Source organism: Dermatophilaceae bacterium Soc4.6, from assembly GCA_039889245.1.
In the GTDB taxonomy this organism is placed as follows: Bacteria; Actinomycetota; Actinomycetes; order Actinomycetales; family Dermatophilaceae; genus Lapillicoccus.
Window position 1 is genome coordinate 592,435 of record JAZGVH010000002.1, and the last position, 20,487, is coordinate 612,921.

The 20,487-nt window shown below is 69.9% G+C and carries 20 protein-coding genes; 10 read left to right on the forward strand and 10 right to left on the reverse strand.

What is annotated here, in order from left to right; translation table 11 throughout:
- Positions 1-14 precede the first annotated feature (14 nt).
- A complete protein-coding gene (locus V3N99_02825; protein MEO3935672.1) occupies positions 15-914 on the forward strand; it encodes a LysR family transcriptional regulator in 900 nt (299 codons plus the stop codon).
- Positions 915-1,108: 194 nt separating this feature from the next.
- Here V3N99_02825 and speB read toward each other — a convergent pair whose 3' ends face one another.
- From speB to V3N99_02860, 7 genes are all read right to left on the reverse strand, one after another.
- Entirely contained in the window at positions 1,109-2,155 is a 1,047-nt protein-coding gene (speB, locus tag V3N99_02830) for an agmatinase (GenBank protein MEO3935673.1), read from the reverse strand.
- Between the two features lie 184 nt (positions 2,156-2,339).
- Positions 2,340-3,623 (reverse strand): saccharopine dehydrogenase C-terminal domain-containing protein, encoded by a 1,284-nt coding sequence (locus V3N99_02835; GenBank protein ID MEO3935674.1) that lies wholly within the window; start codon positions 3,621-3,623, stop codon positions 2,340-2,342.
- Between the two features lie 3 nt (positions 3,624-3,626).
- On the reverse strand, positions 3,627-4,418 hold the full coding sequence (locus V3N99_02840; GenBank protein ID MEO3935675.1) for an ABC transporter permease: 792 nt from the start codon (positions 4,416-4,418) through the stop codon (positions 3,627-3,629).
- A complete protein-coding gene (locus V3N99_02845; GenBank protein ID MEO3935676.1) occupies positions 4,419-5,363 on the reverse strand; it encodes an ABC transporter permease in 945 nt (314 codons plus the stop codon).
- Positions 5,356-6,471: an ABC transporter ATP-binding protein gene (locus V3N99_02850; protein MEO3935677.1), complete on the reverse strand. Its 1,116-nt coding sequence runs from the start codon at positions 6,469-6,471 to the stop codon at positions 5,356-5,358. The genes V3N99_02845 and V3N99_02850 overlap by 8 nt, the downstream gene beginning before the upstream one ends.
- Positions 6,471-7,700, reverse strand: coding sequence for an extracellular solute-binding protein (locus tag V3N99_02855; GenBank protein MEO3935678.1), 1,230 nt, complete (start codon positions 7,698-7,700; stop codon positions 6,471-6,473). Before V3N99_02855 ends, V3N99_02850 begins: the two co-directional genes overlap by 1 nt.
- A 90-nt stretch (positions 7,701-7,790) precedes the next feature.
- Positions 7,791-9,254: a gamma-aminobutyraldehyde dehydrogenase gene (locus V3N99_02860; protein ID MEO3935679.1), complete on the reverse strand. Its 1,464-nt coding sequence runs from the start codon at positions 9,252-9,254 to the stop codon at positions 7,791-7,793.
- Between the two features lie 122 nt (positions 9,255-9,376).
- On the opposite strand from V3N99_02860, the gene V3N99_02865 reads away from it, so the two are divergent.
- The 7 genes from V3N99_02865 (at position 9,377) to V3N99_02895 (ending at position 15,125) form a co-directional block, all read left to right on the forward strand.
- Positions 9,377-9,862: an Lrp/AsnC family transcriptional regulator gene (locus V3N99_02865; GenBank protein ID MEO3935680.1), complete on the forward strand. Its 486-nt coding sequence runs from the start codon at positions 9,377-9,379 to the stop codon at positions 9,860-9,862.
- On the forward strand, positions 9,859-11,313 hold the full coding sequence (locus V3N99_02870) for an aspartate aminotransferase family protein (protein ID MEO3935681.1): 1,455 nt from the start codon (positions 9,859-9,861) through the stop codon (positions 11,311-11,313). The genes V3N99_02865 and V3N99_02870 overlap by 4 nt, the downstream gene beginning before the upstream one ends.
- 37 nt (positions 11,314-11,350) lie before the next feature.
- On the forward strand, positions 11,351-12,706 hold the full coding sequence (locus V3N99_02875) for an FAD-dependent oxidoreductase (protein MEO3935682.1): 1,356 nt from the start codon (positions 11,351-11,353) through the stop codon (positions 12,704-12,706).
- 58 nt (positions 12,707-12,764) lie between these two features.
- On the forward strand, positions 12,765-12,974 hold the full coding sequence (locus V3N99_02880; GenBank protein ID MEO3935683.1) for a hypothetical protein: 210 nt from the start codon (positions 12,765-12,767) through the stop codon (positions 12,972-12,974).
- A gap of 46 nt (positions 12,975-13,020) precedes the next feature.
- Positions 13,021-13,674: a MerR family transcriptional regulator gene (locus tag V3N99_02885; protein ID MEO3935684.1), complete on the forward strand. Its 654-nt coding sequence runs from the start codon at positions 13,021-13,023 to the stop codon at positions 13,672-13,674.
- A 240-nt stretch (positions 13,675-13,914) separates the two neighbouring features.
- Positions 13,915-14,535: an ATP-dependent Clp protease proteolytic subunit gene (locus V3N99_02890; protein MEO3935685.1), complete on the forward strand. Its 621-nt coding sequence runs from the start codon at positions 13,915-13,917 to the stop codon at positions 14,533-14,535.
- Positions 14,532-15,125 carry an ATP-dependent Clp protease proteolytic subunit gene (locus tag V3N99_02895; protein MEO3935686.1) on the forward strand — a complete coding sequence of 198 codons (594 nt, stop codon included), beginning with the start codon at positions 14,532-14,534 and terminating at the stop codon, positions 15,123-15,125. The genes V3N99_02890 and V3N99_02895 overlap by 4 nt, the downstream gene beginning before the upstream one ends.
- Positions 15,126-15,159: 34 nt before the next feature.
- Here V3N99_02895 and V3N99_02900 read toward each other — a convergent pair whose 3' ends face one another.
- Both V3N99_02900 and V3N99_02905 read right to left on the reverse strand, forming a co-directional pair.
- Positions 15,160-15,483 carry a helix-turn-helix transcriptional regulator gene (locus V3N99_02900; protein ID MEO3935687.1) on the reverse strand — a complete coding sequence of 108 codons (324 nt, stop codon included), beginning with the start codon at positions 15,481-15,483 and terminating at the stop codon, positions 15,160-15,162.
- Positions 15,484-15,640: 157 nt separating this feature from the next.
- Complete coding sequence (locus tag V3N99_02905) at positions 15,641-16,141, reverse strand: hypothetical protein (protein ID MEO3935688.1); 501 nt, start codon at positions 16,139-16,141, stop codon at positions 15,641-15,643.
- Between the two features lie 563 nt (positions 16,142-16,704).
- Between V3N99_02905 and V3N99_02910 the strand changes: the two genes are divergently transcribed.
- Positions 16,705-18,126, forward strand: a complete 1,422-nt coding sequence (locus V3N99_02910; protein MEO3935689.1) for a multicopper oxidase domain-containing protein — start codon at positions 16,705-16,707, stop codon at positions 18,124-18,126.
- A 187-nt stretch (positions 18,127-18,313) separates the two neighbouring features.
- Positions 18,314-18,937: a hypothetical protein gene (locus V3N99_02915; protein ID MEO3935690.1), complete on the forward strand. Its 624-nt coding sequence runs from the start codon at positions 18,314-18,316 to the stop codon at positions 18,935-18,937.
- 219 nt (positions 18,938-19,156) lie between these two features.
- On the opposite strand, the gene V3N99_02920 is transcribed toward V3N99_02915, so the two are convergent.
- Entirely contained in the window at positions 19,157-20,362 is a 1,206-nt protein-coding gene (locus V3N99_02920; GenBank protein MEO3935691.1) for an MFS transporter, read from the reverse strand.
- Between the last annotated feature and the right edge of the window lie 125 nt (positions 20,363-20,487).

The window sequence follows — 20,487 nt, forward strand, 5'->3', positions numbered from 1 at the left end:
CATGATCACACCGTATGGAGCTGCGTCACCTGCGCTATCTCATCGCCGTCGCCGACGCGGGCTCGGTCAGCGCGGCCGCCAGCCGGGTCCACGTCACGCAGCCCTCCCTCTCGCGCCAGCTGCGCCAGCTCGAGCGCGAGCTCGGGGTGGGCCTCTTCTCCCGCAGCGAGCGGTCGCTCCAGCTGTCGGCGGCGGGACGCCAGTTCCTCCCGCTGGCCAGGGACCTCATCGCGCGAGCCGACGCTGCGGTCGCCGCAGCACAGGCGTTGGCGCTGGGTCGGCTCGAGCGTCTGACCATCGCCGCTCCGGGCACGACCCTCACCGACGTCATCGCTCCCTTCCTCGCGCGGCTCGGGCCCGACGACCCGATGCCGACCGTCTGGGAGGAGCTGCCGGTGAGCGTCTATGCCGCGCTCCCCCGGGGCGCCGACCTCGCGATCGGCACGACTCCCCCCGGTGCCGGTCTCGCGACGCTGTCCGTCGCCGACCTGCCGGTCTGGGCCTACGTGCGCGACGACGACCCCTGGTCGGAGCGCGGGCACGTCACCCTCGCCGAGCTCGTCACCCGTGACCTGCTGCTGCTCTCGAGCGACTTCCACCCCCGGCGCGCCCTCGACCAGGCGCTCGCGCGTGCCGGCACGGCCTACGACTCGGTGGTGGAGGTCGGTACGCCCGAGGTGGCGCAGGCGCTCGCGGCTGCCGGCCGCGGAGTGGCGGTGCTCTCGGACGACCCCCGCTTCGGCCTGTGCCCGCTGCGCATCGCGGCACCCGACGGCCCCGTCCACATCAGCCTGTATGCCGCGTGGCAGCCCGACCACCACGCCGCCCCCGCACTGTCGGCGCTGGCCAGCCGGCTGGCGGCATTCTGCGTCGAGCGCTACGGCGCGGCTGTGGCACCGGCCAGGGCGACATGAGACCGCATCGGGGAGGCCGTCGCCCGGCTCGACCGTGACGACCCCGGGCTGGTCACCACCCACCCCGAGTCGAACGCGCCCAGTGGGTGCTGTTCACGCTCAGCGACGCACGGGCCGGAAGCGGCGCGTACCCGACGGCGAAGACGACGGCGGCCAGCCCCAGGACCACGAGCGCCCCACCGCGCGGTGCACTCTCACTGTGGGGGACTAAAGCCTCCGGGGATGGGGGCGCGGCCGTCGAGCAGGGGCTGGGCCGGGTCCCACCGGGTGCCGTCGCGCTCGTCCTGCCGGCGCCGCGCGATCGCCGAGAGCGCTTCCAGCACAACACGATTGGCCAGCGCGGCCGTGATGTCGGCGTGGTCGTAGGGCGGGCTGACCTCGACGACGTCCATTCCCACGACAGGGAGCTCGAGGCAGATCCGGCGCACCGAGTCGAGCAGCTCGCGCGCCGACAGCCCACCGGGCTCCGGGGTGCCCGTGCCCGGTGCGTGCCCCGGGTCGCACACGTCGATGTCGACCGAGAGGAAGACGCCCTCGCACTCGTCCATCGCGATGCCGAAGGCCTCGGTGAGGCACGGTTTGAGCCCGCGCTCGACGATCTCGGTCATCTCGTAGGAGCGCATCGACTGCCCCGCCATCCAGTCGAGCGTCGCCGGTGGTGGCCAGTAGCCGCGCAGCCCGATCTGCAGGAAGCGGTCGCCGCGCAGTGCGCCCGACTCGATCAGCCGACGCATCGGCTGCCCGTGCCCCCACAGCGAGCCGAACTCGATGTCGCCGGTGTCGGCGTGCGCATCGAAGTGGATCATCGAGATCCGCCCGTGCCCGAGCACGTTGGCCACGCCCTTGGCGTCGGGGTAGGCGATGGAGTGGTCTCCCCCCAGCACGACCGGTATGCAGCCCGCCCGGGTCACCTTCTCGACCGCGGCCTCGAGGGCCGGCAGCGCGACCTCGATGTCCCCGGAGTACATCTCGACGTCACCGGCGTCCACGACCCGCAGGTCCTGCAGCCCGTCGGTGCGCAGCGCCAGGGACGGCCGCGACCCGTCGTGCGGCAGGTAGTCCGTCATCCGGATCGCCTGCGGGCCGAAGCGCGTGCCGGGCCGGTGCGACGTCCCGCCGTCGAAGGGGGCGCCCAGGATGACGACGTCAGCACCGGCATACGTGCTCTCGTCGTCGAGGTCGCACCGGTCGACGCCGAGGAAGGTGATGTCAGGGCCGAACTGGCTGCCGTAGCGGGTCATGGCCCCGAGCCTATTGCTGAGCACCCTGGGTCGTGATCCCAAAGCCCACGCCCGACGTCCGCGTCCCCGGGGGCTAGAACCCTCCGCGAGACGGACGCAGGGCCCCAGCGCCCACGCTGCGTCCGCGTGACGGAGGGCTAGAGGCCTCCGCGAGGCGGACGCGAGGGCCTTGGCCAGCGCCCGCTCAGGGCCTCCGCTCCTCCATCCCCCACGGCGAGCCGTACCCCTGCGGCTTCGGCGCCGCGAGCAGCTCGAGGAACGGCACCGGGTCGAGCGCCTCGGGCCCCAGCACCCCCGCGCCCGACCACACGCCGGTGGCCAGGAGCTCAAGCGCGACAACAGGATTGACGGCCGTCTGCCAGACGACGCACTGCGCGCCGCACTCCGCCATCGTGACCTCGTTGTCAACCACGTGGTAGAGGTAGGTCGCCCGAGGCTCCCCGTCCTTTCCCTTGCCGGTCACCATCAGCCCGGCACACGTCTTCCCGGTCATCATCGGCCCGATCGTCGCCGGGTCGGGCAGCACGGCGGCCACGACGTCTCGCGGCGAGACCTGCACGCCCTTGACCGTCACGAGGTCAGTGCGGTCGAGACCGAGGGTGCGCAGCGTCTTGAGGATCGTGATGAGCTCCTCGCCGAGGCCGTACTTGAAGGTCACGCGCTGCGCGTCGACCCACCTCGGCATGAGCAGCACCTCCTCGTGCTCGACGTGCACGTACTCGACCGGCCCGATGCCCTCGGGAAAGTCGAAGACCTCGGGCTCGCTGAAGGGTGGCAGGGTGAAGAAGCCCGCCTCGACGTCACCGCCGGCGGCGTCGGCGCGCGACTTCTCCCACACCACAGGCGGATTCAGGCACTCTTCGATGATCGTCCACATCGAGAAGCCGGGGGCGAAGGTCTCGTTGCCGTCGGCGTCACGCACCGCGAGGTTGGCGCCGTCGCGCGTGCCCAGCTCGTCGATCGACGAGAAGAGGTGGTCGGCGGCATACCGGGCGAAGACGTCGGACAGCCCGGGCTCGACGCCGATGCCGAGCAGCGCCAGCTGCCCCGACACCTCCCACTCCCCCGCCATCGCCAGCTGCTCGTCGCCGAGCTTGACGTGCACCTTCTCGTACGGCGCCTCGGGGTGGCGCTGCGAGAGGCTCATCGCCATGTAGAGGTACGAAGCGCCGGCCGCCAGCGCCCCCCGGTAGATCGGCATGACGAAGCGGGGGTCGACCGCGTTGAAGACGTGGGTCGCCCGGTGCTCGCGCGCGAGCTCCGCCACCGCCGACGCGTCGGAGGCGTCGACCTGCGCGGCGACGAGCCGCGACTCCCCAGCGCGCCGGCCGGAGGCGGCACCAACGGTCGCCTCCGCCCGGGCGAGGTCGTAGTCGGCGACGACGAGGGCCTCGAAGAAGTCGCGTTCGACGGCGATACGGGCGGCGGCGTCGCCGACGCCGCCGGCGCCGATCATGAGGATGCGCACGTGTCAAACCGCCTTGGAGCGCTGGGCGCTGACGACCTGGCCGATGGCAACGATGGCGAGTGCGCCGAGGAACATGACGGATCCGATCACGTTGATCTGGACGGGAACTCCACGCTGGGCCGCACCCCATACGTACATCGGGAAGGTGACCGAGGACGGGCTGGCGTTGAAGTTGGTGATGATGTAGTCGTCGAACGAGAGCGAGAAGGCGAGGAGCCCACCAGCCGCGATACCGGGCGCGACGAGGGGGAGGGTCACCTTCAGGAACGTCTGGACCGGGCCGGCGTAGAGGTCGGCGGCAGCTTCCTCCAGCCGGGGGTCGAGCGATGCCACCCGAGCCTTCACCGTGACCACCACGAAGGACAGGCAGAACATGATGTGGGCGATGAGGATCGTCGTGCGTCCGGACGGCACACCCAGGGCGATGAACAGGGTCAGCAGGCTGGACCCCATCACCACCTCGGGCGTGGCCATGGGCAGGAAGATGAGCAGGTTGGTCGCGGCCCGGCCGCGGAACCGGTGGCGTCCGAGCGCGAAGGCCACCATCGTGCCGAGCACCGTCGCCACGAGAGACGCGACGACGCCGATCTGCAGGCTGAGGCCGAGGGAGTCGCAGATGCCCGGGGTACCGCAGGGGTTGGTCCAGGCGTCGATAGAGAACTGGGTGAAGCTGAAGTTGAAACGCCCAGCTGGCTTGTTGAACGAGTAGACGATCACGACGAGGTTGGGCAGCAGCACGTAGACCATGACGGCGAGCCCGACGATGATGACCAGGTTGCGGCGGATCCACGACATCTAGACCAGCTCCTCGGTGCCCGCGCGACGGACGTAGAAGATCACGATGGAGATGATCAGGGCCATCAGCACGAACGACAGCGCAGCCGCCGTCGGGTAGTCGAGCACCCGCAGGAACTGCCCGTCGATGACCTGCCCGATCATCGTCGTCTGCGTGCTGCCGAGCAGGACGGAGTTGATGAAGTCGCCGGTCGCCGGTATGAACGTCAGCAGGGTCCCCGCCACGACGCCCGGCAGTGAGAGCGGCCAGATGACCCGTCGGAAGGTCTGCACGGGCGAGGCGTAGAGGTCGGACGCTGCTTCGGTCAGCCGCAGGTCGAGCCGCTCGAGGTTGGCGTAGAGGGGCAGCACCATGAAGGGCAGGAAGTTGTAGGTCAGCCCACAGATGACGGCGAAGGGGGAGAAGAGCAGCTGGTCGTTGGAGATCAGGCCGAGTGCCCGCAGCACCGCCTTGAACCCGTCGAGCAGGAACGTCGTGTGGGTGGCCTCAGTCAGGTTGACGAGCAGACCGGAGTCCCCGAGGATCGTCTGCCACGCCAGGGTCCGGATCAGGAAGCTCGTGAAGAAGGGCGCGATCACGAGGATGAGCAGGATGTTCTTCCAGCGGCCGGAGCGGTGGGCGATGAACCACGCCAACGGGTAGCCGAAGGCCAGAGTCAGGACGGTGGCTGTCCCCGCGTAGATGACCGACCGCAGCAGCTGCGACCAGTAGGACGACAGCGCGTCGGTGTAGGTCTGCCAGTGCCAGGTCAGGGCGTACCCGTTGTCGATGTCACCGGTCTGCAGCGACTGCGAGGCCAGGGACAGGGTCGGCACGGCGAAGAAGATGAGCAGCCAGAGCAGGCCCGGCGCCAGCAGCAGGTAGGGCACCCAGTTGCGACGCACGTGGCGGACCGCGGCACTCGGGCCGTCCGGCCGGGGCGCCTGCAGAACGGCTTCAGCCACGGTCGACGTCCTTCCCGGCGTCCGGGGCCTCGGTGGCCGGGAGGATAAACCCTTGCCGGCTGGACCAGGACAGGGTGACGTTGTCGCGGACGCGGGCCCGGCCCGAGCCGTCGTTGGGCTGCGTCACCGTCAGCTCCTGACCCCAGGGCATCCGCACGAGGTACTGCGTCGCGACACCGGTGAAGGAGGCGTCGGTCACCATTCCGTCCAGCCGGTTGGGCCCTCCCCCGTCGCCCAGGTGCAGCTTCTCGGGGCGCACCCCGACCCACACCTCGGTGGCCCCTTCGGGGAGGTGCTCGGCGCTGATGGACAGGGGTAGACCATGGGTGGTCACGGGGACCAGGCCGTCATCCGGCGGACCGACTATCTGCACCTTGAGCAGGTTGGACTGACCCAGGAAGTTCGCCACGAAGGCCGAGGTCGGGTGCTCGTAGAGCGTGGCGCAGTCGCCGAGCTGCTCAACCTTGCCCCCGTTCATGACCGCGATGGAGTCGGCCATCGTCATGGCCTCCTCCTGGTCGTGGGTGACGTGGACGAAGGTGAGCCCCACCTCGGACTGGATCCGCTTGAGCTCGATCTGCATCTGGCGGCGCAGCTTGAGGTCGAGGGCACCGAGGGGCTCGTCGAGCAGCAGCACGTCGGGCCGGTTGACCAGTGCGCGCGCGAGGGCCACGCGCTGCTGCATCCCCCCCGAGAGCTGCGCTGGCTTCTTGGTGGCGATGTGGTCGAGCTGCACCAGCTCCAACGCCTCGCGGGCCTTGACCTTCCATTCCTTGTCACCGCGCCGACGCAGCCCGAAGGCGACGTTGTCGAGCACGTCGAGGTGGGGGAAGAGGGCATACGACTGGAAGACGGTGTTGACGTTGCGCTGGTGGGGCTTGAGGGTCGTGATGTCCCGGTCCCCGATGAGGATCGAGCCCCTCGTGGGAGCATCCAGGCCGGCGACCATCCGCAGTGTCGTCGTCTTGCCGCACCCCGACGGCCCGAGGAGGGCGAAGAACGACCCGCGTGGGATGTCGAGGTCGATGTCGTCGACCGCCGTGAAGGTCTCGAAGGTCTTGGTGACCCCGCAGATCCGCAGGTCCCCGGCCCCTTCCGTGGTCACCATCAGCCCGTGATCAGGGTCTGGAAGGCCTTGTTGTAGCGCGTTTCCTCTTCGGCACTGAGGCCCCGGACGACGTGCGCTCGCCCGAGGGTCGCCGCATCGGGGAAGATGAGCTGGTTCTTGGCGATGGTGGGATCGCTCTTGGCGAGGATCGGGGCGACGTCCTTGACCACCGAGATGTAGTTCACGTACTCGACGACCTTGGCCATCACCGCCGGCTGGAAGTAGTAGTTGATCAGCGTCTCGGCGTTCTTCTTGTGCTGGGCCATCCCGGGGATGACGAAGTTGTCGGACCACAGGGTGCAGCCGGTGGCTGGGAGCACGTAGCCCAGCGTCGGGTTGTCGGCCTGCAGCTGCACGACGTCGCCGGTCCACGCGATGCACGCGGCGGTGTCGCCGGAGGCGAGCGGCTTGGTGTACTCGTTGCCGGTGAACCCCTTGATCTGACCGGAGTCCTTCGCCTTCTGGAGCTCGGCGATCGCGGCGTCGAAGTCGGCGTCGGTGAAGCTCTCGATCTTCTTGCCCATCGCCATCATCACCAGGCCGACGGTGTCGCGCATCTCGGTCAGGAGGGTCACCTTGCCCTTGAGCGTGGGGTCGGTGAGGAGCTGGTCGACGCTCTCGACCTTCTTGCCGCTCGTGGCCTTCGGGTTCCAGGCGATCCCGGCGAAACCACTCTGCCACGGCAGCGAGTAGAGGCGACCGGGGTCGAACTCCACGTCGGTGAGCGAGGCGATGACGTTGGCGTGGTTGGGGATGTTGGCGAGGTCGAGCTTCTGGACGTAACCGAGCCGGATGAGCCGGGCCACCATCCAGTCGGTGCTGCACCAGACATCGCGACCGGTGTCGTTCCCCGCCGCGAGCAGGGGTCGGACCTTGGCATAGAACTCGTCGTTGTCGTTGTAGTCCTCGGTGTAGTTGACCTTGATGCCGGTCTGCTTCGTGAACGCGTCCAGCGTGGGTCGGGACTTCGTCTTGTCGTTGACGTCGATGTAGACGGGCCAGTTCGACCAGTTGACCAGCTTCTGGGTGGCGGACAGGTCGGTGGCGGCCTTCGCCACCGGGGCGGCTTGGGCACCCCCACTGGCGTTGCTGGCCGGGCTGCGGCCGGCGCTGCCACAGGCGGCCAGGGCCAGGGCGCTTCCCCCCAGGACCCCCGTCATCAGGGTCCGGCGGGTGAAGGCGCCCCGGGCCAGGGCCGCCTGGAACGGAAGACTGTCGAGATCGCGCACGGGAGAGACCTTTCGAAGGAGCGTGAGTCACCGCGTCGTTGCGGAGAGTAGAGGGGTAATCAGTCGGACCGAGCCGGTCTCGACCGGGGGTCAGCTGTCGAGGTTGGCCATCACGTGCTTGATACGGGTGTAGTCCTCGAAGCCGTACATCGACAGGTCCTTGCCGTAGCCCGAGTGTTTGAACCCCCCGTGCGGCATCTCGGCCACGACCGGGATGTGTGTGTTGATCCACACGCAGCCGAAGTCGAGAGCCTTGCTCACCCGCATGGCGCGCCCGAAGTCCCTGGTCCACACCGAGCTGGCCAGACCGTACTGCACGCTGTTGGCCCAGCCGATCGCCTCCGCCTCGTCCGTGAACCGCTGCACGGTGATGACCGGGCCGAAGATCTCGTCGGTCACGATCTCGTCGCCCTGTCGCAGCCCGGAGACGACCGTGGGCTGCATGAAGAAGCCGTCTCCCATCGCGACCTCCCGAGCCCCGCCGGTGCCGATCGAGGCGTGGTCGGGAAGGCGGTCGATGAAGCCCTGCACCCTCGACAGCTGGGCCGCGCTGTTGACCGGCCCCAGCACGGCGTCCGCGTCAGCGGGCATCCCGAGCCGGACGTGGTTGCGGGCGTAGTCCGCCAACCCGGCCGCGAACTCGTCGTGGATGCCGGCCGACACGAGCACCCGGGTGGCCGCGGTGCAGTCCTGCCCGGCGTTGAAGTAGCCGGCGGCGGCGATGCCGGCGATGGCGGCCTCGATGTCGGTGTCGTCGAAGACGACCACCGGCGCCTTGCCACCGAGCTCGAGGTGGACGCGCTTGAGGTCGTGGCTGGCCGACTCCGCCACCTGCATACCGGCCCGCACCGAGCCGGTGATCGCCACCAGCGCCGGCGTCTTGTGCTCGACGACCGCACGCCCGGTGTCACGGTCGCCCAGGACGACGTTGAAGGTGCCCGCGGGCAGGAACTCCGAGGCGATCTCGGCGAGCAGCAGCGTCGTCTCGGGGGTGGTGTCGGAGGGCTTGAGCACGACGGTGTTGCCGGCCGCCAGTGCCGGAGCGATCTTCCACACCGCCATCATCATCGGGTAGTTCCAGGGGGTGACCTGCCCGACGACGCCGATCGGCTCGCGCCTGATCCACGAGGTGTGGCCCTTCATGTACTCCCCCGCGGCGCGCCCCTCGAGCACGCGGGCGGCGCCGGCGAAGAACCGCAGCTGGTCGACCATCGGCGGCACCTCCTCGCTGGCGGTGAGGGCGTTGGGCTTGCCGGTGTTCTGTGCCTCGAGGTAGACGAACTCGTCGGTCCGCGCCTCGACGGCGTCGGCGAACTTCAGCAGCGCCTGCTGGCGCTCGCTCGGCGTGGTCTGGCCCCAGGTGGGGAAGGCGGTGCTGGCGGCGGCATACGCCCGGTCCACGTCGGAGGCGCCGTCGACCGGGGCGGTGGCCACGACCTTCCCGGTGGACGGGTCCACCACGTCGCTGCGGACCTCCGTCAGCGAGTCGACGTAGTCGCCACCGACGAAGCTGCGCAGGACTCGGGGAGAGGCTGGAGCGGCGGTGTCGGTCATGGAACGCGACCCTACCCCCGCTAGGCCCGAAAGACGTGGGATCCGAATGTAAAGATTGGATTTCCCACGGTTCGACTCGCAAAACTCTCGACTTGCGACGGAATTCGTTCTATCGTCACGGTATGAGCACGCCGACGAAGGAGCAGCGGGAGCCCGGGCGTCCGGTGCTCGACGAGATCGCGAAGAAGATCATCGAGCTGCTCCAGGAAGACGGACGACGAGCCTACGTCACGATTGCCCGTGAGGTCGGCCTCTCCGAGGCCGCCGTCCGGCAGCGGGTGCAGCGGCTCATCGACTCGGGCGTCATCCAAATCGTCGCGGTCACCGACCCCCTGCAGCTCGGCTTCGACCGCCAGGCGTTGATCGGCCTGCGCACGACCGGCGACATCGAGCCGGTGGCCGCCGCGGTCAGCGCCATGCGAGACGTGACCTACGTCGTGACCACCGCCGGCAACTTCGACCTGATCGTGGAGGTCGTCTGCGAGGACGACGAGCACCTGCTCGAGCTGGTCTCGAGGCGTCTGCGCGGCCTGCCGGGCGTGCTGTCGACCGAGACGTTCGTCTACCTGAAACTCAACAAGCAACACTACAACTGGGGAACACGATGACCACTACCGCTGCATCCACGACCACCCCGAGCGCCGCTGACCAGACCGCCACCGCCCGGACACCCGCCGGCACACCGTACGCCGACGCCGCCCGCGACCACCTCTGGGGCCACTTCACGCGTCAGTCGGTCTACGAGCCGACCTCGCTCGGAGGTCACGACGCCCAGATCCCGATCATCGTGCGCGGCGAGGGCCACCGCATCTGGGACGACCGCGGCCGCGAGTACATCGACGGCCTCGCCGGCCTCTTCACCGTCCAGGTCGGCCACGGCCGCGAGGAGCTGGCCCAGGCCGCCGCCCGCCAGGCCCGCGAGCTCGCCTTCTTCCCCCTGTGGTCCTACGCCCACCCCCCCGCGATCGAGCTCGCCGAGCGGCTGGCGGCCTACGCCCCCGGCGACCTCAACCGGGTCTTCTTCACGACCGGTGGCGGTGAGGCCGTCGAGTCGGCGTGGAAGCTGGCCAAGCAGTTCTTCAAGCTCACTGGCAAGCCGGGCAAGCACAAGGTGATCAGCCGCGCCGTCGCCTACCACGGCACCCCGCAGGGCGCGCTGTCGATCACGGGCATCCCCTCCGCCAAGGAGATGTTCGAGCCGCTCGTGCCGGGCGCGTTCAAGGTGCCCAACACCAACCTCTACCGCGCCCCGGAGGGGCTGCGCGACGACCCGAAGGCCTTCGGGCGCTGGGCCGCCGACCGCATCGCCGAGGCGATCGAGTTCGAAGGCCCCGACACCGTGGCTGCCGTCTTCCTCGAGCCGGTGCAGAACTCCGGCGGCTGCTTCCCGCCGCCTCCCGGCTACTTCGACCGGGTGCGCGAGATCTGCGACGAGTACGACGTGCTGCTGGTCTCCGACGAGGTCATCTGCGCCTTCGGGCGCATCGGCGGGATGTTCGCCTGCGAGGACCTCGGCTACGTGCCCGACATCATCACCTGCGCCAAGGGCATGTCCTCGGGCTACTCCCCCATCGGCGCGATGATCGCCAGCGACCGGCTCTTCGAGCCCTTCCGCCACGGCACGACGAGCTTCTCCCACGGCTACACCTTCGGTGGGCACCCGGTCTCGGCCGGGGTCGCCATGGCCAACCTCGACATCTTCGAGCGCGAGGGCCTCAACGCCCACGTGCGCGAGCAGGCACCGGCGTTCCGGGCGTCACTCGAGACCCTGCTCGACCTGCCGCTCGTCGGCGACGTACGAGGCGAGGGGTTCTTCTACGGCATCGAGCTGGTCAAGGACAAGGCCACCCGCGAGACCTTCGACGACGCGGAGTGCGAGCGGCTGCTGCGTGGCTACCTGTCTCGTGCGCTCTTCGACGCCGGCATCTACTGCCGGGCCGACGACCGCGGAGACCCGGTGATCCAGCTCGCACCGCCCCTGACCATCGGGCCCCCCGAGTTCGCCGACATCACCTCGCGCCTGCGCTCGGTGCTCGCGGGCGCCTCGGCCCACCTCTGAGCCCGCACCCGACACCCCGACCACGAGGCCGTATGCCGTGACCGCCCCCCTCTGGTGGGACCACGACACCCCCTCGGTGCGTCCACCACTGGACGGCGACGTCGAGACCGACGTCGTCGTCGTCGGGGGCGGCTTCACCGGCCTCTGGACGGCCTACCACCTGCTGCGGCTCGACCCGTCGCTGCGGGTGGTCGTGCTCGAGGCCGAGTCGGTCGGCTTCGGGGCCAGCGGGCGCAACGGCGGCTGGGTCTCGGCGCTCTACCCGGTGGGGCTCGACACCATGGCGAAGGAGCACGGCCCGGCGGCGACCCACGCTCTGGTGGCCGCGCTCCGCGAGTCCGTCGACGACCTCGGGGCGCTGGCGGCCGAGGAGGGGATCGACTGCGGGTTCCGCAAGGGTGGCAGCCTGGTCGTGGCCCGTGGCCCGGCCCAGGTATCGAGTGCCCGCGCGGGTGTTGCCGACGACGCCCGGTGGAGGCTGCCGACGGTGTGGCTCGACCGGGCCGAGGCCCGAGATCGACTGCAGGGCAACGGTGTCGACGGTGCCACCTGGACGCCGGACTGTGCGCGCATCCACCCCTACGCCCTCGTGCGTGGGCTCGGCGACGCGGTCGAACGGCGCGGAGCGACCATCTACGAGGGGACACGCGTGATCGCCCTCGAGCCCGGTCGGGTCGCCACCGGCGGCGGTGCCGTCGTGCGCGCCCGCCACGTGCTGCGCGCCACCGAGGCCTGGACACCGTCGCTGCCGGGGTCGGAGCGTGAGGTCGTCCCCGTCTACTCCCTCGTCGTGGCCACCGAACCCCTTGCACCGCAGACCTGGTCGCAGATCGGGCTGGCCCGCTACGAGACCTTCAGCGAGCACCGGCACCTCGTCGTCTACGGGCAGCGCACGATCGACGACCGGCTGGTGTTCGGCGGCCGGGGCGCTCCGTACCATCTCGGGTCGGGGGTGGAGCCCGGCTACGACGAGGACCCTGCGGTGCACGCGGGTCTGCGGCGCAGCCTGCTCGACCTGCTGCCCGGCCTGCCGGGCGACACCCGCTTCACCCACGCCTGGGGCGGGCCGCTCGGCATCGCCCGCGACTGGCACCCCAGCGTGCGCCACGACCCCGAGACCGGGCTCGGCAGCGCCGGGGCCTATGTCGGCGACGGGGTGGCTCTCAGCCAGCTCGCCGGGTGCGCCCTGGCCGAGCTCGTGACCGGGCGTCCCTCGCAGGCGGCGGCCCTGTCCTTCGTCGGGCACCGCTCGCGGCGCTGGGAGCCCGAGCCGCTGCGGTGGCTCGGCGTGAGTGCCGGCCTGCGGCTGGCCGAGCTCGCCGACGCCGAGGAGGCTCGCACCGGCCGGCCGGCGCGGCTGGGTCGCCTGCTGAGCCGGCTCACCGGCCACTGAGGTGCCGGCAGGACCTCGGTCCACCCGACACGCACCCGACGTCTGCCAGACCGGGGTCATGACCCGCCGTGACCCCCGCATCACCGTGCTCCTCGTCAGCGCCTCCGTGCTGAGCGGTGTGCTCGCCTGGTGCGACATGGCCGCGCGGTCGGGCGAGCGCATCCGCGGCCCCCGTCGGCTGTGGCACGTGCTCGTCCTCGCCAACCCCGGCAACAGCGTCGCCTACTGGGTGGCGGGTCGCCGTCGAAGGCACGACCGCATTGGGTAGTGTGGCTATCCGATACGTCGCAGCCGCACTCACCGGAAAGGTCGGGATGAGGGTCTCCGAACTGGCCCGTCGGGCCGACGTGCCGGTCGCCACGGTCAAGTTCTACCTCCGTGAGGGCCTGCTCCACGAGGGGGTCCGCACGTCGGCCACCCAGGCGTCGTACGACGACTCGCACGTGCAGCGCCTGCGGATGGTCAAGGCGCTCGCCACCGTGGGCGGTATGAGCCTGGCCCGGATCAAGCAGGTGCTCGACGCCCTCGCCCACCCACCAGAGTCGATGCACGACCTGCTCGGGGTCGCCTCGGGAACCGGCCGGGAGCTGCGCGGTCTCGCCGAGACCGGCGGCCGGATCACCGACTCGCACGAGGCGGTGCACGCGATGCTGCGCGACTGGGGGTGGGACCCGTCCGACACCTGGTGCACCAGCCACGAGGCGGTGGCGACCGCCCTCGACTCGCTGGCGGCGGCCGGCTTCGACCTGCCGAACGAGGTGCTGGAGGACTACCGCGAACACGTCATGGCCATCGCCACGCACGAGGTCGAGCGGGTGCCGACCGGGTCGCGGGAGGAGGCGGTGCGCTACGTCGCACTCGGCGTCCCGCTCGTCGAGCCACTGCTGCTGGCGCTGCGCCGGCTCGGGCACCAGCAGGCGTCGAAGCGGGTCTTCGAGCGCGCCTCGAGCCCCCCGGCCCGTCGCTGACCCGTCGACCGGCCCCGTTGGTGATGTCGCCGTGGCACCGCCAAGTCCTGCCTACCGCTGACGACCGCAGGACCTGCTGATCCCCAAGAGCGCTCGAAGTCACGCCCGGGCTCGTGACCGACCGGTGGTGCGTGACAAGGACGAGGAACCCGGCAGCGCCTCCCAGCGCTGCTGTGAGCAGCGCTGCCCTCAGCAGCGCGCCCTTCCCCGACGGGTCCCTGCTGTCCGAGGCTGTGGTCCATGAGCGAAGTCGATGTCGATCCGGCGCAGGGGTTGGACCAGGAGCTGTACCGCCAGCTGTTCGAGCGGCGCACGCTGCTGCTCGGTGAACCCCTCGAGGCCCGTAACAGCAACCGGTTGTGCACGGCGCTGCTGCTCCTGTCGGCCCAGGACCCGCACACGGACATCCGCCTGCTGATCAACTCGCCGGGCGGGTCGGTGCCGGGGATGCTCGCGATCCGGGACTGTATGCGTGCGATCCCCAACGACGTGAGCACCGTCAACGTCGGCATGGCCTACAGCGCGGGGCAGTTCCTTCTCTCGTCGGGCACCAAGGGCAAGCGCTACGCCATGGCCCACGCGAAGGTGCTGCTGCACCAAGGATCGGCCGGGATCGGGGGAACGGCGATGGACATCGCCATCCAGGCGGACGACCTGCGCCACACCAGGGACACCGTGCTCGCGTGCATCGCCGAGGACACCGGGCAACCGGTGGGGCAGGTGGAGGAGGACTCGCGTCGCGACCGGTGGTTCACGGCTGCCGAGGCGCGGGCCTACGGGTTCGTCGACGCGATCGTCGGCACGGTCGACGACGTGCTGCCGACCCGCCGCACCCCGGTCGGGCTGGGGACGACGCGTTGAGCAGCTACCCGATCCCGTACGTGACGACGCGCACCAACCAGGGTGAACGAACCGTCGACATCTACAGCCGGCTGCTCGCTGACCGGATCATCTACCTCGGCACGGGGATCGACGACGGCGTGGCCAACGCCGTCATCGCCCAGCTGCTGCACCTCGAGAACGACAGCCCCGACACCCCCGTATCCCTGTACATCAACTCGGCGGGGGGTTCGATCCCGGCGACCCTGGCCATCTACGACGCGATGCAGTTCATCCGGCCCGCGGTCGAGACCACCTGCGTCGGACAGGCTGCCGCGACAGCGGCGGTGCTCCTGGCCGGCGGAGCCCCGGGCCGGCGCAGCATCCTCCCGCACGCGCGCGTCGTCATCCACGCACCGGCCGCGGAGGGCCGGGGCGCGATCCCCGACCTGATCCTCGAGGCCGACGAGGTCGAACGGGTACGCACCATGCAGGAGGAGATCCTCGCCGCGCACACCGGCCGCAGCACCGAGCAGGTCCGGCGCGACACCGACCGGGACCTCATCCTCACGCCTCGTGCCGCGGTGGACTACGGCGTGGTCGACTCGGTGCTGGCGTCCCGCGACGCCTGAGTGAGGCGGCGACGTCAGGCGCCGGACGGCTCGGTCAGGCGGCGAGGCACACCGGCCCGGAGGACCGCACCGTTGATCGGGCCAGCTGCCCAGCTGCTCCGCGCACCAGGTCCAGCACCCTGGTGTCCAGAGCGCCGGCGACGGCTGACAGCACCTCCGAGGACGCATCCTTCCTGCCGCGCTCGAGCTCGGAGAGGTACTGCGGTGAGACGCCGGCACGGGCCGCCACGTCGAGGATGCGCTCACCCCGGATCGTGCGCTCTTCGCGTAGCTGCCGTCCGATCACCTCGCGCCACAACGGTTCGGCTGCTGACGCGCGGGTCGCTTCGGCCCTGTGCAGGCGCACGACGTCTCCCATCTCTCCACGGTAGGCGCCGTGCCGCTCGGGAAGGACTCATCCCGTTTCGCTGTCGGCGGACAGGCGGATCAGGTCGAATGCTCTCGGCGGAGGGCGGCCGCTTCCCGGCGGAATGACGCAATTTTCGGGGGTGTACCGATGAGAGGCCAGGAAGCTGCTAAGTCGGCTTGGCGCACGGGACGGGTGTCGAGACCCCGTCGACGTCCGCGTGAGCCAGGTAGACGCGGTTCACGCCGCCGACCCGTGCGACCACCCGGCACGTTGGCTGGTACCCGCGGATGGCGTGCAATTCTGTGCCGATCGGGAGGAAGGCGGCGTCACCGTCCACCGCCGGGCCGGGCTCCGTCTGAAACCTCAACACGTTGAGCTGGCACTGCACCCGCCCCACGACGGGCCCCAGCTGGTTCGGTGCGACGGCGGGAACGCTGCCATCGAGACCAGAGACGTACTGCACTCCGTGCAGCTGCACCATGTCGACCCAGTCGACCATGATCGTGGAGTCGCCCGTCGTGGGCGTGGTGCGGCACGCTGACCCGCGCTGCGGGTTGCCCGACGATGTGGTCGAAACCTCCGACCCGGGGACGTTGTTACCGTGGTCGCCGGCGATTCCGCAACCCGCGGCGCTGAGCACGACGAGCCCGATGACGACTCGCTTCACGAGCACCTCCTGGGGATCCAGCCCATCAATCGGAATGAAACTCTCTTCGAGGGAAGACACACCACGTCCCCTGATCCGTTCCGTTGCGGGGGGGTGGAATCGGGTCGCGGCAGACGCAGGACGAGATGCGCCCAGGCGTACCCCCGTGTGGCGGGGCCGAGGCCGGCATGAGGGTCTGCTCGTCCCTGCGGCGGTGTGACGCGTTCCGGAACTCGTGCCCAAACCTGGGGCCGTTCAAGGTTTCCGCAAGGCCCGGTTCTTAGCGTGGCTCGGGTGGAGGCGGACGCCGTGTTAACGCAGGTGATCGGATGGCGATGACGTCTCGTAGGGCAGTACTCAAAGGGGGTGCGGTGGGCGCCCTGGGCGTGGCCGCGGTCAACAGTGCAGGGGCGAGTGCCGACTCCAGCAGTGTGAGCAGGCTTGCGGCCACGAACACTCCTGTCCCCTTCGCGGGCGTATTTGTGCGGCCGCCGGAGCTGACACCGTACGAGACAGGGCACGACCCCGATGGGCAGCCATTCGAGCGGTTCGCCCTCACTGCGCGGCTGGGGCAGCTTCAGGTTGTGCCGGGCTTGTTGACCACGGTGGCCGGGTACAACGGACTCTTCCCGGGTCCGACCATCAGGGCGAGACAGGGCACCCGGATCGAGCTGCGGATGCGCAACGGCTACCCGGTCAAGGGTCTCGTCTACCCCCAGGCCATCGACATCGTCACGCACCTGCACGGCTCGGAGTCGCTGCCCCAGTACGACGGGTACGCCAACGACATCACCGTCCCGGGGTCCGTGAAGACCTACTACTACCCCAACACCCAGGAGGCCTGCACGCTGTGGTATCACGACCACCGGCACATGGTCACCGCCCAGAACGTGTACTCCGGGATGGCTGCCTTCTTCCCCATGTCCGACCCCTTCGAGCAGGCGCAGCTGCCCCAGGGTGAGTTCGATGTGCCGCTCATGGTCTCGGACGCGGAGTTCAGCGCCGACGGCTCACTCGCGTTCGACGACAACGACACCACGGGGCTGTGGGGAGACGTCATCCTCGTCAACGGGGTGCCGTGGCCGACGATGCGGGTCAAGCCTCGGATCTACCGGTTCCGGGTGCTGAACGCCTCGATCGGACGTTCGTACCGCTTCACCCTGTCCAACGGAGACCCGGTCCACCTCGTGGCCACCGACGCGGGGATGCTGCCCGTCGTCCAGACCCTCCAGTCCTGGCGGCACGGCAACGCCGAGCGCTACGAGATCCTCATCGACTTCCGCGGGTACCGGGTCGGGCAGAGCGTCGACCTGCGCAACCTCAGCAACAAGAACAACGTCGACTTCGCCAACACCGACAAGATCATGCGCTTCCAGGTGGTGGCCGACTCCGGGCCGGCGTCGACCTTCACCGCCGTGCCCACGACCCTGGACCCCGGCCCGGCACCGGATGCGGCCCGTGGCGGCATCCCCACGATGGACCTCACCCCGGCCATGGCTGTGGCAAAACGCCACCTGCTGTTCGAGCGGAAGGACGGCGAGTGGACCATCAACGGGGTCAGCTGGGCCGGTGTGGAGGCGAGCGGCTTCACGGAGCTGTGCGCCAACCCGCAGCCGTTCTCCGTCGAGCAGTGGACCATCACCAACTCCTCCGGCGGCTGGTTCCACCCCGTGCACATCCACCTGATCAACGGGAAGATCATCGCCCGCAACACCCACGGCGGTATGCCGTTCGCCTGGGAGCAGGGTCCCAAGGACGTCTTCTACGCCGGCGAGGGCGAGTCGGTCACCGCGCTGATCCAGTTCGCCCCGCAACCCCACGGGAACGGCAGGTTCATGGTCCACTGCCACAACATCACCCACGAGGACCACGACATGATGGTGCAGTTCTCCGTGGGCAACCCGACCGACAACGACCCCGTCACGTCCGACCCGGCGGTGCCCGACCCCTTGCCCCCGGACGCCTTTCCCCCGGTTTACCGGCCCGAGCTTCCCCCCGGCACATGAAGATCGGCCAGGCGCTCCGGGCGCTCTCCATCTTGCTGCTGGGCCTCGCGCTCGGTGGCTGTACGACGCTGGCCACCCCCACAGACTCCGCCCCCAGCCCCAGCCCCAGCCCTCGCCCTAGGCCCCGGTCACAGCCTCGGTCGCGGCGGCAGAGGCCGGTTCTGACGTCGGGAACGACCGACCCCAGGTGAGCCTCGATGGACTGATGGTCCGGCGCCGCGTGGTCATCGCCATCCGCCCCACCGACGGCGCCGCCGACCTGGGGCTCGTGGAACAGGAGGTGGACCGTGCGGCAGGCCGCCTCCACCTGAACCTGTCCATCATCTCCGCATCCGTGCTGGACCCCGCCCTCCTCGAGACCCTGGCCCCGCAGCTGGTGTTGGCCTTCCCCGCCGCGACCACTCTCACCGACGCCCACCTGATCGACCCCGCGCTCGGGCAGCCACGACGAGTCCCCGACATCGCGGCGTACCAGGTCGTATCGGTTTTGGTCCACGACCTCAGGTTCACGGTCGACTCGGCCAAGCCGTCCGCCCTCGCGGGCGCCATTGCCCACGAGGGGATCCTGTCCGACGCACTCGGCAACTACACCACCACCATCCGCAGCCATGAACTCGACATCACGTACACCGGTCCGCTGCTCAGCGACAACCTCGTCGAGTCCGTTCGTGCGGGCATCGCACGCCGCGCAGGCATCCAGCCCACCGGAGTCACGATCTCCCCCCGCACCACAACCGGGCTCGGTGTCGACCTGGCCACGGAACCGACCCCGGCACCAGGGCCAGTGTCGGTGGCGAGGCCCAGCCAGTAGCGGTGACCATGTGCAGGGTGTGGCGGACCGCGTCCTGCGCAACAACGGGTGCAGGGACGCCTGATCGACCCCCGTGAGCGGGCCACTCGCGGCGGCGTGGGACGGCCGCTATCGCGGCGAATAGGGGCACTGGTCGACGCCTGCCGAGCAGGCGGAGATGAGTCCCGCCACCGACCTGTCGGGTGCGGCCGCGGCATCCTCGGCGGGAGCGCACCCCGGTCACTGTTGTCGCCCAGGTAGGCGGCGTGCCGTCCGGATGAAGAGGAGCAGGGCCAGTGCCTGGCTGAGACCCACGACGACGACCAGTGCGGTGAGCGACCTGTCGTAGAGCCAGCCCGAGACACCGCCCCCGACGATCGCGAACGCTCCTTGGATTCCCGCGAACACGCCGTAGGCCGTCGCCCGGCGGGGTGCGTCGACGAGCTCGGCGACCAGCGCTTTGACCGTCGAGTCCTGGACGCCGTAGGCGAAACCCCAGAGCGCCACGCCGAGCAGCGCTACCCACAGGGTCCGGGTCAGGGCCAGGGCGGGCACAGCGGCGACCAGGACCGGAACCACCGTCAGGGCCCTGCCTCCGGTCCGGTCGTAGACCGCGCCGACGACAAGAGCGGCGACCGCCTCGACGAGCATGGCGCCCGCGTACACCACGGGCACCGACGCAACCGGGACCAGGTGGTCGATGACGAGGTGGTAGCCGATGATCCCGAATGTCACCAAGCCACCGGTGGTGAGGCTGGCGGCCACGGCATAGGCGAAGAAGGTCCGTGGCAGGCCCGCCCCCACCGCCGTCCCGAACCATTCGCGTACCCCTCGGCCCAAGACGGGTTGTGCTGCAGGAGGCGTGGGCGTCGGGTCGTAGACGCTGGGGTCCGGCACTGCCCGTCGGATCACGGCAAGCAGGACCATGGCGACCGCGCCGGGGATGGCCAATACGGCCAGGCCGGGCCAGATCGACCCGGTGGCCGCCACGACACCGGCGACCAGCAACGGCCCGGCGAAGGCACCAATCTGGTCAAGAGCCTTGTGGACGCCGAAGCCGCGGCCCCGGCCGACCGAGGTCGCGGCGTGTGCCAGCAACGCCGACTTGCTGGGGCTGCGGATTGCCTTGCCCGACCGCTCGAGCAGGATCAGCACCGCGGCAGCGGCCAGTCCCAGACCGCCGAGCCGGGGGGCGACCGCCAGAAGCGGCACGCAGAAAGCGGTAAGGCCGTAGCCGAGGGTCGTCAGCCCCCAGTAGGCGCCGGTCCGGTCCGCCAGGGGACCGAAGACGAGGCGAAGGACCAGGGCCATGGCCTCGCCAGCACCAGTGACCAGGCCCACGGCGGTCGCGCTGGCCCCGAGGGCTGCAAGGACGGGGCCGTACATGGAGCGGGCGCCTTCATAGACCATGTCAGCCGTGAGCGAGACGACACCGAACCACACCACCGTCCGCCAAGCGGACCACCTTGGCCGGGGGGTCATGGGGTCAGCGCCGTCAGCGTGATCGGTCGAACGCCAGGTGCGGTGGCCGCGAATCGATGCGTGGCGTGGGGGAAGCACATGAGTAGAAG

Excerpts from the sequence above, each read along its gene's own strand:
- V3N99_02825 (MEO3935672.1), top strand. The coding sequence starts at position 15 with ATGGAGCTGCGTCACCTGCGCTATCTCATCGCCGTCGCCGACGCGGGC.
- speB (MEO3935673.1), bottom strand. The coding sequence starts at position 2,155 with ATGACCCGCTACGGCAGCCAGTTCGGCCCTGACATCACCTTCCTCGGC.
- V3N99_02840 (MEO3935675.1), bottom strand. The coding sequence starts at position 4,418 with ATGTCGTGGATCCGCCGCAACCTGGTCATCATCGTCGGGCTCGCCGTC.
- V3N99_02850 (MEO3935677.1), bottom strand. The coding sequence starts at position 6,471 with ATGGTGACCACGGAAGGGGCCGGGGACCTGCGGATCTGCGGGGTCACC.
- V3N99_02860 (MEO3935679.1), bottom strand. The coding sequence starts at position 9,254 with ATGACCGACACCGCCGCTCCAGCCTCTCCCCGAGTCCTGCGCAGCTTC.
- V3N99_02865 (MEO3935680.1), top strand. The coding sequence starts at position 9,377 with ATGAGCACGCCGACGAAGGAGCAGCGGGAGCCCGGGCGTCCGGTGCTC.
- V3N99_02870 (MEO3935681.1), top strand. The coding sequence starts at position 9,859 with ATGACCACTACCGCTGCATCCACGACCACCCCGAGCGCCGCTGACCAG.
- V3N99_02880 (MEO3935683.1), top strand. The coding sequence starts at position 12,765 with ATGACCCGCCGTGACCCCCGCATCACCGTGCTCCTCGTCAGCGCCTCC.
- V3N99_02885 (MEO3935684.1), top strand. The coding sequence starts at position 13,021 with ATGAGGGTCTCCGAACTGGCCCGTCGGGCCGACGTGCCGGTCGCCACG.
- V3N99_02890 (MEO3935685.1), top strand. The coding sequence starts at position 13,915 with ATGAGCGAAGTCGATGTCGATCCGGCGCAGGGGTTGGACCAGGAGCTG.
- V3N99_02900 (MEO3935687.1), bottom strand. The coding sequence starts at position 15,483 with ATGGGAGACGTCGTGCGCCTGCACAGGGCCGAAGCGACCCGCGCGTCA.